This window comes from Pseudomonas sp. CH61, assembly GCF_059429415.1.
In genome coordinates this window covers 2547825-2559508 of the sequence record NZ_CM182098.1, presented here as the reverse complement: position 1 = coordinate 2559508, position 11684 = coordinate 2547825, and the positions used below count along the sequence as shown (strand labels likewise).

Genomic DNA, 11684 nt, shown 5'->3' with positions numbered 1-11684 from the left:
CAGGATCCAATCTCAGCGTAGACGCAAAAAATACCTTTGCATCAATAAGTTGCTGATACGACTTACCGTCGGGGTTCGGTTGACTTTTGTGGCTTCGCGCGGCAGTTTGGACGGCGCCGGCACGGGATCTGTTGGAATTAAGGTTATGCCCGTTTTTGTGAAAGGAACATGAAAAACCGGTCGGCGAATCGTTTATCTAGAACTCATACAGCCGCTGTTCAGACTTCTACCGTTTATCGTCGTTTTTAGTAGAAAAGTCCTACAGAAGTGTTCCCTTTATAGGGTAAATGTTGCAGTTGTTAGTTGCTGTGTTGAATTGTTTTTACTCAAGGCCTTTACGTTTGACTGACTTGTCCGTTGTACCGCTGCAAACCCGCCAAACCAATCCGATGACCCTGTATCTGGCGCGCCTGGCTCCCTCCAGCCAGCTGACCATGCGCTATGTTTTGCAGGATGCGGCCGACCGTCTCGGCTTTGAAGACATGAATGTCGAGGATATTCCCTGGCATGCATTACAACCTGAAGATGTTGTTGCGCTGGTTGCCGCTTTGCGCGAAGACAACTATGCGCCGAACACTTCTTCGCTGTATGTGAATGCTGTGCGCGGTGTGATGAATGAAGCCTGGCGCATGAGCCTGATTTCTCAGGATCATTTGTTGAAGATGCGTTCGGTCAAAGCCATTGCCGGCACGCGCTTGTCGCAGGGGCGCAACTTGAAGCGCACTTTGATCCATGAATTGATGGAAGTGTGCGCTGCCGATCCGCGCCCGCAGGGGCTGCGCGACGCGGCGGTGATTGCGTTGTTGTACGGCACCGGCATGCGTAAATCAGAGTCGGTGGATCTGGACTTGAATCAGGTCGACTTTACTGAGCGCAGCCTGACCGTCACCGGCAAAGGCAATAAACAACTGATCAAGTACGCGCCGGCCTGGGCGTTCGCCAAACTCGATGCGTGGCTGGAACTGAGACGCTCACAACTCAAGGAAGGCGAGAGCGACGATGCCTTTCTGTTCAACCGCATCCGTCGCGGCAGCCATATCACCCGCGAGCGCATCACCAAGCACGCGATTTACTACATCGCCCGTCAACGTGGCACGCAGGTCGGGGTGAAGATCATGCCCCACGACTTCCGCCGTTCGTTCATCACGCGGGTCATCGAGGAACATGATCTGTCGATCGCGCAGAAACTCGCGCACCATAGCAACATCCAGACCACCGCCAACTACGATGTGCGCGATGACAACGAGCGGCGGCGGGCGGTGGATCGCTTCGATCTGTGATCAGGGAATCGCGAAGACGTGAGCCGCACCGAGTACCGATAACTGCACGTCGCTGCCAGCGGGTGGCGCGTGCATGCCGGAGCTGCGTACCAATAGCGAGCGGCCGGGATCCTGATTGATCGGCGAGCGCAGTTCAACCGTGAGGGTGCAGGTGTTGCCGGCGAAGTCGCGTTCGGTGACCACGGCGGGACAGCCTTGCGTGCCGAATACGGCGCCGGACAACTGCAACTGTTCGGGCCTGAGCATGATCTGCGCATTGCCAATAAAGCCGTTGCTGTTCACCGGCACCTGGCCGAGATCGCAGTGGGCCAGACCGGATTCGATCCGCGCCGGCATGACCACGGCTTCACCGAGAAAATGCGCGGTCTGCTCGTCGTGGGGAAAGCGGTAAAGGTCCATCGGATGCCCGGATTGCACCAGCCGCCCGCCGCGCATCACTGCCAACTGATCGGCAAATGACAACGCTTCACCCTGATCGTGGGTCACCAGAATCGTCGTGACGCCAGCGTCCTCGAGCAGGCGCGCGACCATTTTGCGCATGGCGCTGCGCAGGCCGGTGTCGAGGGCGGAGAACGGTTCATCGAGCAGCATCAGTCGTGGTTGTTGCGCCAATGCCCGAGCAAGGGAAACCCGTTGCTGCTGGCCTCCGGACAATTCATGCGGCCAACGGTTGGCCATGTTGGCGTCCAGCGAAACGCTGTCCATCAATTCCCTGATCCGTTCCTCTCTGGCGGTGCCGGTCAGCGTCAGGCCGAAACCGATGTTGGCAGCGACGGTCATGTGCGGAAACAGCGCGCCATCCTGAGGGACATAACCGATTTGCCGTTGATAAGCGGGCACGGCGTGGGTGCTGTCGACCAGCACCTGACCATTGAGTGTGAGGCTACCGGCGTCGGGGAATTCGAAACCGGCAATCATCCGCAACAGTGTGGTTTTACCAGAGCCGGACGGGCCGACAATCACCGTGCGGCTGCCGGTCGGTACCGACAGGCAGATGTCATCCAGCGCTTTCTGCGCGCCGAAGGACTTGTTCAGGGAAATCAGTTCGAGTGCGTTCATCGGCCAGCGGTGCGCCTGGATTGGTGATAGAGAATGGCCGTCAGCGGCAACGAAAGCAGCACCATCAACAGTGCGTAAGGCGCGGCGGCGGCGTAATCGATTTCGCTGGTCATGGCCCAGAAACCGGTGGCCAAGGTGCGGGTGCCGTTGGGGGCGAGCAGCAAAGTGGCGGTCAGTTCATTGGTGATCGCCAGAAACACCAGCGCGGCGCCGGCGGCAGCACCCGGCGCGGCAAGGCGCAAGGTGATCAGCCATAAGGCACGCAACGGCGATCGACCGAGGCTTTGCGCAATGTTCTCCAGCTCCACTGGCGCCTGGGCAAAACCGGCACGCAGGCTGACCAATGCGCGCGGCAGGAACATCAGCAGATAGGCGAGCAACACGGTGATGGTGGTCTGGTAGATCGGCCGGGCGAAATGGATGGTCACGGTGACCAACGCGAGTGCCACAACAATGCCCGGCAGCGAACTGGTGATGTAGTTGCAGCCTTCAAGCAAGCGCTGCAATTTGCCCGGCGCGCGGATCGACAGCCAGGCAATCGGAATCGCCGCCAGACTGGTCAACAGCGCACCGGCGACGCCGAACGACAGGGTTTGCAACAGCGCGGGCACCAGTTCATCACCGCCCCACACGTCCCAGCCACCGGCAATCAACCAGCGACTCAACGTCAGCAACGGCACGCCGAGAGCGAGCAGACAGGTTAGTCCTTGCAGACCGAGCCCGAGGATCACGCTGCCACGACCGAGCCGCACCGTGCGTTGTTCGCGCGCGCTGCCGGAACCCACGCGGGCATAGCGCGCCTTGCCCCGGGCGGCGGATTCGACGGTGAGCATGGCCAGACAACACAACGCCAGAACGCCCGCCAGCATGTTCGCTGCCGGGCCGTTGAAGGTCGATTTGAACTGGTCGAAAATCGCCGTGGTGAAGGTGTCGAAGCGGATCATTGCGTACAGGCCGTACTCGGCCAGCAAGTGCAAGCCGACCAGCAATGCACCGCCGCAGATCGCCAGACGCAACTGTGGCAACACCACCCGGAAGAACACCGCCCAAGGCTTTAGACCCAGGGATTCGGCGACGTCTTCAATTGCTGGGTCGAGGCGGCGTAATGTCGCCGCAACCGGCAGATAGAGAAATGGAAAGTACGCAATCACCGACACCAGCACGCCCGCCGGCAATCCGTGAATCGAAGGAATCAGGCTGACCCACGCATAGCTGTGAACGAACGCCGGCACTGCCAATGGCGCCACGGCCAGCAATGACCACAGGCGTCGACCGGGCAGGTTGGTGCGTTCAGTCAGCCAGGCTAATGCGGTGCCGAGCAGGATGCACAGCGGCAAGGTGATCAACACCAGCAGCACGGTGTTGATCAGCAACTCCGCCACCCGTGGGCGAAACACCAAGGCTTCGATAGTCGCCCAGCCAGTCGCCCACGACACACCGAGCACAAACGCGATCGGCAGCAACGACAACAGTGAAACACCGACGGCCAGCGCGACCACCCAAGAACCACCGCGCCCGGTCAGGGCTCGGGGTTTCAGCCTGAGGCTGGCGGAGGAGGCCGCAGCGACCTGCGCAGGAAGGGTTTCGGGGAGCACTTACAGGATTCCCGCCTGGGTCATCAACTCGACGGCTTTTTTGCTGTCGAGTTTCGACGCATCGACTTTTGGTGCGTCGAGATCTTTCAGCGGCGTCAGTTTCGGGTTCGACGGAGCGTCTTTGCCGACCGCGTACTCAAACGAGGTGCCGCTGTGCAGAATCTCCTGGCCTTCTTTGCCGGTGATGTATTTGACGAACTTCTGCGCCTCTTCCTGATGTTTGCTGGAGGCCAGCACGCCGGCGCCGGAAGTACTGACAAACGCGCCCGGGTCCTGGTGTTTGAAGTAATGGAGCTGGGTGTTTTTGCTGTTTTCGCCGGTCTTGGACTGATCGACGAAGCTGTAATAGTGATAGATCACGCCGCTGTCGATCTGCCCGGCGTTGACCGCTTTGAGCACGGCGCTGTTGCCGCGATACACGGTGGCGTTGGTTTTCATGCCTTTGAGCCAGTCGAGTGTGGCGGCTTCGCCTTTCTGCTCGAGCACGGCGGCGACGATGGCCTGGAAGTCAGCACCGGCCGGTGAGGCAGCCCAGCGGCCTTTCCACTCCGGTTTGGCCAGATCGAGCAGGGATTTCGGCAGGTCTTTTTCCGCCAGTTTCGCCGGGTTGTAGACGAACACGGTCGAACGGGCGGCGATGCCGATCCACTGGCCATGGGCCGGGCGGTAGGCAGAGTCCACTTGTTGCAGCGTCGCCGGAGCGATCGGCGCGAACAGCTTGGCGTTGTCGACCAGCACCATCGCCGGGGAGTTCTCGGTGAGGAACACGTCTGCCGGCGAGGCCGCGCCTTCCTGCACGATCTGGTTGCCCATTTCAGTGTCGTCGCCGTTGCGAATCGTCACCGGAATCCCGGTTTCCTCGGTGAAACCGGCCACCCAGGCCTTGGTCAGGCTTTCGTGCTGGGCGTTGTAAACCAGCAAGCCAACACCGTCAGCCGCAACGGCTGAGCCTGCGCTGAGCAGGGTGCTGACCAGCAATGCGCGTTTCAGAAAGGGCGGGACCTTTGAATTCATAACGGTGACGCTCCTGATTTTTTAGACGTTATGGGCAGGCATTCGCGGGCAGTCTTCAATGCGAATGATTTGCAGATATTCAGCCGCAGGCAATGTAGAGAGGCAAATGAGAAAAAAACGTCAAACAAACCGTTAATACATGTCATTGCCATTCAGATTAGCAGCGACTCGGTGACGCGCGGTTGCCGTGCGTCATTCCGCGTCAGGTGTTCAGGAGGGATTGGGCAGGTAGGCGACGCTCTGGTCCGGGTGGCCGTGGAAAACCTGTTCGCCGCGTGTAGGCGTGGTGGTGATGATGCGGTGGTCTGCGCTCAGATAATCCCGCGGCAGCGGATCGCCATTTCGGTATTGCGCGACGATGATGGTGCGTTGCGCATCCCAATGCTGACCGCTGCGGTGCTCCAGCCAGGTGAACAACGCAGCCTCAGCGCAGTCGCTGCCAGCAGCATCCATAATGCCGTGCGTTCTATGGCCGTTGAAGTCATGGCTGGCGCTTGGCGAAAATGTAGATCTGCAGATTGCCGCGCTGGTAATGCTTGCCATCTGCCGGCAACAGTTCGATTTCCTGCGCTTCCTGAGTGCTGTTGACGCGCATCACCACCGCCACCGAGCCTTTTTTGCGCGCGTCGGTCATCCATTGGCCGACGTCGTCCAGACCGACCTTGCGGGCAGCCATGGCCGGATCGTCGAGGCCGTACTTCAGTTCACCGACGGTATTGAACAGATCGACTTGCGGCCGCTTCAGACGCCACGCCAAGGCCGACGCTGCGCCAAGGTCATTGCTCAATAGCGAGGATGCCTCGCTCAAGGTCTGTTGATGTTCGGCAATAAACTGGTCGGGCATTTTGCTGTCGACGATCTGCGCCGGCATGGCGGCCGGCAGCAGGGCAATCAACAGACCAATGCCGAGCGCGGGCATGGCCCACATCGTCAGCGGCCGCATGATCTGCAAGGCGTTGGCGATGATCCAGCCGATCAGCACGATAAACACCAGCGACAGACTGAACATCTCGGTGTTTGCGTAGACTTCTTTGCTCGCTTGCAGGTAGATCAGCGCGATCAGGGCAGCGCTGCCCAGCACGGTGTTGATCACCCCGTTCAGGCGCAGAACCTGGGTGTTGTGCTGTTCCAGCCAGTTGACCACGGTGTAGCCCATCAGCAGGGCCAGAGGAAACAGGCACGGCATGATGTAGGTCGGCAGCTTGCCGCTGCTCAGGCTGAAAAAGATCAGCGGCAGCACAAACCACAGCGCCAGAAACGCGGTTTTTGCCTCGTGTTTTTCACGCCAGGTACGAATCAGCGTCGACGGCAACAACAGCGCCCATGGCAACGTCGAAGCAAACAGCAACGGCAGATAGAACCACCATGGCCGCGCATGCTGGGCATCATCGCCCGCAGCGAAACGGCGAATGTGTTCATGCCAGAAGAAAAACCGCCAGAAGTCCGGCTCGCGCACGTGTACCGCCAATGCCCACGGCACGCTGACCAATGCGGCGACCAGCACCGCCACCGGGCCGTAGCGCAGCAGTTCGCCGAAGCGGCGTTGCCAGACCATGTAGGGCAGGGCGATCAGCACCGGCAGCAGCAGGGCGAGAAAGCCTTTGGTCATCAGGCCCATGCCACAAGCGGCGCCGAGCAATGCCCAACTGCCGAGGCGGGCCTTTGTGGTGCTGCTGTCGATGGCAAACCACACCGCCACCAGACTGAGGTTGACCCACAAGGTGAACTGCGGATCGAGGTTGGCGTAGCCTGCCTGACCGGCGATCAGGCCAAAACTCATGTACAGCAAGGCACAGGCAGCGCTGATGCGCGGGTTGTTCCAGAGCCGGCGCGCCAACAGGTACGCGAGCCAGACGCTGACCCCGGTACTGAGCGCCGAAGCGATGCGCACACCGAACAGGTTGTCGCCGAAAATCGCCTGACCGATGGCGATCATCCAGTAGCCGGCAATCGGTTTCTCGAAGTAGCGAATGCCCATGAAGTGCGGCGCGACCCAGTTGCCGCTCAGGAGCATTTCCTGGCTGATCTGGCCGTAACGGGTTTCGTCGGGGATCCACAAACCGTGGGTCATCAGCGGCAACAGATAAAACAGCACAAAGGCCAGGATCAGCCCGGGGATCGCCCAGCGTTCGATCAGCGAAGGAGGTTGTATCAAATGGCGGGCAGCGTGGCGCAACGGAAGGGTATCGGACGTCATGACTGAGCCTTGTGACGAATAAAAAGTATCTGGCTTAAAACACTAGAAACCGTGGCGGTTTTTTCATTGGTTATGTGTAACGTCTAATATCTGCCAGAACGGCGTATTGATAATGCCCAACACTGTAAGTTGTTTCCGGTTATCAATTCTTACAAGTAAGGTGCTTCCATACTCGGCAGCAATCGCATGAGGAAAACCGGTCTGTTTTTCAAAATCACTGATGCAGCCGCTGTGAGTGACCAGCACAAGATTCTGCTGCGCCACTTTGCGCGCGACGATTTCATCGCGAAGTGTCGGCCCGCATGTGGCCAGCCAGTCTTCGGCAAGGGCATCGTGGCCGAACATGTAATGCGCGGTTTGCGCTGTACGGGTCAGCGGGCTGCTCAACACCAGAGCTTGTTGCATGCCCAGTTTCACAAAGCCTTGGCCGACCGCTTGCGCCGCAGTGCTGCCCACTTCGGTAATGCCATCCGCCGGGCCCAGGCAGGTATTGCTTGAGCGGTCACAACGTTCGGTGTGCCGCACCAGCGCAACGACTTCACCGGCCCGCCAGGCTTTTATCCATTCAGCGGTGGTGCTGCGCCCGGCATGATCGAGGTCGGTCGGCGAGCGTGGCCACCAGACAAACCCGCTGACCAGAATGGCCACAAGCACGACACACACCAGTGCAATCCATAGCCGAAAGCGCGGCGTGCGCCGGTAGCGGAATAAATGTTTCAACTGAAATGATTGCGCCACAATGTTGCCTCTTTAAATGCCAGATAGTTCATTCAGTGCAACGCAAGGCTTGGGCAGCGAGCAACTTTACGACTGTTTACTTGAAGGCTGGCTGAACACTACGTTCAAGCTCGTCGGGTCGCGGTGAAGAACATGTGAAAAAATTGCCAGAAGTTGAGAGGGGCAACTAAAGCGGCTATTTGATAAGTAAACTCAAATACTGTTTTTGTTTGTCCAGGGGCTTACCAGGACGCCACTCTTGCGGTGAAGCTCGATGCTGCCAAACAACGGAGCCACTCAAGCGCATGGATCTCAAGCAAAGCCTGACGAAACGGATCGTGATCGTGTTTGCGTTGATGAGCGCTTTAGTCGCCGGTGTCTTTGCATTGGGGATCGTCGCGACCGTACACGTGGTGGAGCGCAAGTTGACCACCACCACATTGAGCGGGGGGCTACACCGGTTATTGGCAATGGACGACATCCGTCTCTGGAGCCATACACCGGAAAAAAGCGAATTGTTTTTCTTCGAGGGCGGGCAGGGGCCATTGGCACTGACTCGACAACTGGCCGAGTTACCCTTGGGTTTTCAGGAAATCACCTTCCACGGTGATGCCTTCTACGCCATGGTCGAAGCCGTCGGCGGGCGCAAATACGTGTTGCTGCGCGATCAAGAGAGCCTCGAACAGCGTGAGCATCTGCTGTTTATTGTGGTGATCGTCGGATTCATCCTCAGCATCGTTCTGGCGCTGGTCCTCGGCCGCTTGCTCGCACGACGGGTCATGGCGCCGGTGATTCGCCTGGCCCGACAAGTGCGCCATCGCGATCAGCTCATCGAGGTCGCGCCGCCATTGCACCCTGATTACGCCGCCGATGAAGTCGGCGAACTGGCGCTGTCGTTCGATCAGACTTTGGGACGCCTGCGCGCGACCTTGAGCCGGGAGAAACTGTTCACCAGCGATGTCAGCCATGAACTGCGCACACCCTTGATGGTGCTAACGACATCCTGCGAGTTGCTGTTGGCCAACCCGTCGCTTGATGCCCGTTCAGGCGCACAGGTCAGCCGGATCGCCCGGGCCAGCCACGAGATGCGTCAATTGGTCGAAACCTTTCTGATGCTGGCGCGCAAGCCTGAAGAGGTTCGCGTGCAGTCTACGTGCACGCTGAAAGAAATCGCCGATGCGCAGACAGAGGTGTGGGGCCGCTTGATCCGCGAAAAAGGCCTGGAGTTTGTCTACGATCCGCTGCATGCCGGCGCCGGACGCTTCAACCTGACCTTTCTGCAATCAGTGATGGGCAACCTGTTGCGCAACGCCTGGCATTACACCGACCACGGTTACGTGCGCCTGACCCTGCTCGAAAACAGCTTCGTGGTCGAAGACAGCGGCATTGGTATCCCGGAAGAACAGCGCCATGCGATGTTCCAGCCCTTCGTGCGCGGTGATGAACAACGCGGCGAAGGGCTCGGGTTGGGGCTTTCGCTGGTGCAGCGGATCTGCAGCCAGCAACACTGGCAAGTGCAACTGACCACCCGTGAGCCGAATGGCTGTCGTTTCACGGTGACGCTGATTCAGGAGGAGGGCGGACAGCCGCGCGAATTGCCGGCGGCCTGACTGATCGCCGCAGCCAGGCGTTTGACGTTGTTCTGCTGGGCGCCCACCAGATCATCGATTGTCGGACCGGACGGTGATTGCAGGGTCGAACGGCAGGTCAGCGAGCCATTGTCAGTGGCGCCGACGGGACGCAAGCGCCATTTCGCATCGATCAGGCCGTACTGACCGGGGATCGAGTCAAAGCGTTGCACTTCGATGCGCACCGAAACATTGCCTTGGCCACTGGTATTGCTCAATTGATCGGCCAACGCACCGCGCAACTCATCCGCCAGTGTCGCCCCCCACCAATCGGTTTCCAGAATCGCCAGGCCGCTGTTGCCTTGGCGGATAACGATTTGCGCCCGGTCGACCTGCGGCGGCACGCTCAGCGCTTCAATCGGAATCTGCGCGCCGGTCCGTGTGTTGGCGATCTGCACCGGCGTCAGCGTGTGAAAGCTGATCGGGTCGCTGCGGCAGGCGCCCAGCAGCATGAACGCAGCGAGCACGGTGATTTTCAGCGGTACAGCCATGGTTCAGCTCCTGTGCTCAGTTGCGTGGCGGGCCTTTCAGATCGATAGGCGCGGCGTTGTCGGGGCGACCGCGGATCAGCGATTCCGGATGCCGGCCCAGGTAATCCGACAGCTCACGCAGCGAACGCGACATGCGTCCGAGTTCGTCGAGGGTCTCGGTGAGTTTCTCGCGTTGCGGCGAATCTTCGGCCAACGTGGAACTGGCGGACTGCAAGGTCTTGCTGACGTCGGCGAGGGTGCTCTGCACGCCCGGCAGGGTCTTGGCGTTGAACTGGGTCAAGCCTTTGCGCAGCTCGATCAGATTGCTGTCGAGGTTGTTGGCGATGCGATCGACCGGCAGCTTGTTGAGCTTGTCGACCACGGCTTCGAGTTTTTCCTGCAACTGTTCGAGGCTGCCCGGCACGGTGGGTAGAACGACCGGGCGAACGCTCGGATCGAACGCGACTTTCTCCGCTTTCGGGAAGAAATCCAGGGCCACGTACAACTGGCCGGTCAGCAGGTTGCCACTGCGCGCCTGGGCACGCAGGCCATTATCGATGAAGGTGCCCAGCAGGCGGATGCCGGCGGCTTCGTCGTTGGGGTCGTGCTTGAATTCGGTGAGCATCTTTTTGTAGGCCTGACCGAGACGCTGCGGGTAAATGACGATGCCGACGTTAAGCGGGAAGGTGCGTTTTTTTGCGTCGAAATCCAGGTTGATGCCCACGACCCGGCCGATTTCCATACCGAGGAACTCGACCGGCGCATCGACCTTGAGTCCGCGCAGTGACTGCTCGAAACGCAACACCATGTATTGCGCCTTGCCATTCGGCGGGGCGAGGGCGCTCTGCTGGTCAGCGAACAGTTCGTAATCCTTGTCGTCGGCGGCGGCCACATCGTTGGGACTGTAATCCGGAGCACGGAACGCAATACCGCCCACCAGCAGGGTCGACAGCGATTCGGTCTTCACGGCAAAGCCGTTGGCACCGACATTGATGTCGATGCCGCTGGCATTCCAGAAACGGGTGTTTTCGGTGACGAATGCGTCGTTCGGCGCGTGAATGAACACCTCGATATCGACCCCTTTGCCTTCCGGGTTGAGGGCGTAAGTGACGACCTGGCCGACCGGAATCTTGCGGTAATAAACCGGTGAACCGATGTCCAGTGAACCGAGATCCGGCGCATGCAGCATGAAGCGCTTGCCGGGTTCGCCATAGGTGATCGGCGGCGGATTTTCCAGACCCTTGAAGTTCTTTGCGCGGCTATCGGACTGGCCGACGTCGGCGCCGATGTAATCCCCGGAAAGCAGGGTGTCGATGCCCGAAACGCCGCCGGCGCCAATGCGCGGGCGCACCACCCAGAACTGTGAATCTTCGCGCGTGAAGGTTTCCGCCTGTTTGGACAGTTTGATGGTGGCGTCGACGCTTTTCTGGTCGCCACTCAACTCGACATCCGTCACCTGACCGATGACCACGTTGCGGTATTTGACCTCGGTCTTGTTCGCCGTCAAGCCGCTGCCGGTCTTGAAGTTGACGATGATCGTAGGGCCTTCCTGCATCAGGTTGTGCACCACCAGCGAAATGCCCACCAGCACTGCCACAATCGGCACAATCCAGACGAGTGAAATGCCGAAACGGCGGGTTTTGACTGGGGCTTGGCCTGGTGCTCGCGGCTCGTCGGTGGCTGACGACTTCATCCATGTCTCCTCGATTGAATGGGCACTGAGC

General features: G+C 59.5%; 10 protein-coding genes. 2 read left to right on the top strand and 8 right to left on the bottom strand.

Annotated elements, in window-relative coordinates:
- Window positions 1-389: 389 nt before the first annotated feature.
- On the top strand, window positions 390-1280 hold the full coding sequence (locus AC5SEM_RS11420) for a site-specific integrase (protein ID WP_150649579.1): 891 nt from the start codon (window positions 390-392) through the stop codon (window positions 1278-1280).
- Here AC5SEM_RS11420 and AC5SEM_RS11415 read toward each other — a convergent pair whose 3' ends face one another.
- From AC5SEM_RS11415 to pmrG, 6 genes are all read right to left on the bottom strand, one after another.
- A complete protein-coding gene (locus AC5SEM_RS11415; RefSeq protein ID WP_495473026.1) occupies window positions 1281-2339 on the bottom strand; it encodes an ABC transporter ATP-binding protein in 1059 nt (352 codons plus the stop codon).
- Entirely contained in the window at window positions 2336-3934 is a 1599-nt protein-coding gene (locus AC5SEM_RS11410) for an ABC transporter permease (protein WP_077572805.1), read from the bottom strand. The genes AC5SEM_RS11415 and AC5SEM_RS11410 overlap by 4 nt, the downstream gene beginning before the upstream one ends.
- A complete protein-coding gene (locus AC5SEM_RS11405) occupies window positions 3935-4948 on the bottom strand; it encodes an iron ABC transporter substrate-binding protein (RefSeq protein ID WP_495473025.1) in 1014 nt (337 codons plus the stop codon). It lies immediately after the preceding gene.
- Between the two features lie 210 nt (window positions 4949-5158).
- Window positions 5159-5401 (bottom strand): hypothetical protein, encoded by a 243-nt coding sequence (locus AC5SEM_RS11400; protein ID WP_495473024.1) that lies wholly within the window; start codon window positions 5399-5401, stop codon window positions 5159-5161.
- 28 nt (window positions 5402-5429) lie between these two features.
- Entirely contained in the window at window positions 5430-7145 is a 1716-nt protein-coding gene (gene arnT / locus AC5SEM_RS11395) for a lipid IV(A) 4-amino-4-deoxy-L-arabinosyltransferase (protein WP_495473023.1), read from the bottom strand.
- 63 nt (window positions 7146-7208) lie between these two features.
- Window positions 7209-7808, bottom strand: a complete 600-nt coding sequence (gene pmrG / locus AC5SEM_RS11390; protein WP_077573063.1) for a lipopolysaccharide core heptose(II)-phosphate phosphatase PmrG — start codon at window positions 7806-7808, stop codon at window positions 7209-7211.
- Between the two features lie 359 nt (window positions 7809-8167).
- Between pmrG and AC5SEM_RS11385 the strand changes: the two genes are divergently transcribed.
- Complete coding sequence (locus AC5SEM_RS11385) at window positions 8168-9472, top strand: sensor histidine kinase (protein WP_077572809.1); 1305 nt, start codon at window positions 8168-8170, stop codon at window positions 9470-9472.
- Here AC5SEM_RS11385 and AC5SEM_RS11380 read toward each other — a convergent pair.
- Both AC5SEM_RS11380 and AC5SEM_RS11375 read right to left on the bottom strand, forming a co-directional pair.
- On the bottom strand, window positions 9430-9981 hold the full coding sequence (locus AC5SEM_RS11380; RefSeq protein WP_077572810.1) for a PqiC family protein: 552 nt from the start codon (window positions 9979-9981) through the stop codon (window positions 9430-9432). The genes AC5SEM_RS11385 and AC5SEM_RS11380 overlap by 43 nt on opposite strands.
- 16 nt (window positions 9982-9997) lie before the next feature.
- Window positions 9998-11653 (bottom strand): PqiB family protein, encoded by a 1656-nt coding sequence (locus tag AC5SEM_RS11375; protein WP_123594549.1) that lies wholly within the window; start codon window positions 11651-11653, stop codon window positions 9998-10000.
- Between the last annotated feature and the right edge of the window lie 31 nt (window positions 11654-11684).

Coding starts and splice junctions, on each gene's coding strand:
- AC5SEM_RS11380 (WP_077572810.1), bottom strand. CDS start 9,981: ATGGCTGTACCGCTGAAAATCACCGTGCTCGCTGCGTTCATGCTGCTG.
- AC5SEM_RS11375 (WP_123594549.1), bottom strand. CDS start 11,653: ATGAAGTCGTCAGCCACCGACGAGCCGCGAGCACCAGGCCAAGCCCCA.
- AC5SEM_RS11415 (WP_495473026.1), bottom strand. CDS start 2,339: ATGAACGCACTCGAACTGATTTCCCTGAACAAGTCCTTCGGCGCGCAG.
- AC5SEM_RS11400 (WP_495473024.1), bottom strand. CDS start 5,401: ATGGATGCTGCTGGCAGCGACTGCGCTGAGGCTGCGTTGTTCACCTGG.
- AC5SEM_RS11420 (WP_150649579.1), top strand. CDS start 390: ATGACCCTGTATCTGGCGCGCCTGGCTCCCTCCAGCCAGCTGACCATG.
- AC5SEM_RS11385 (WP_077572809.1), top strand. CDS start 8,168: ATGGATCTCAAGCAAAGCCTGACGAAACGGATCGTGATCGTGTTTGCG.
- AC5SEM_RS11405 (WP_495473025.1), bottom strand. CDS start 4,948: ATGAATTCAAAGGTCCCGCCCTTTCTGAAACGCGCATTGCTGGTCAGC.
- arnT (WP_495473023.1), bottom strand. CDS start 7,145: ATGACGTCCGATACCCTTCCGTTGCGCCACGCTGCCCGCCATTTGATA.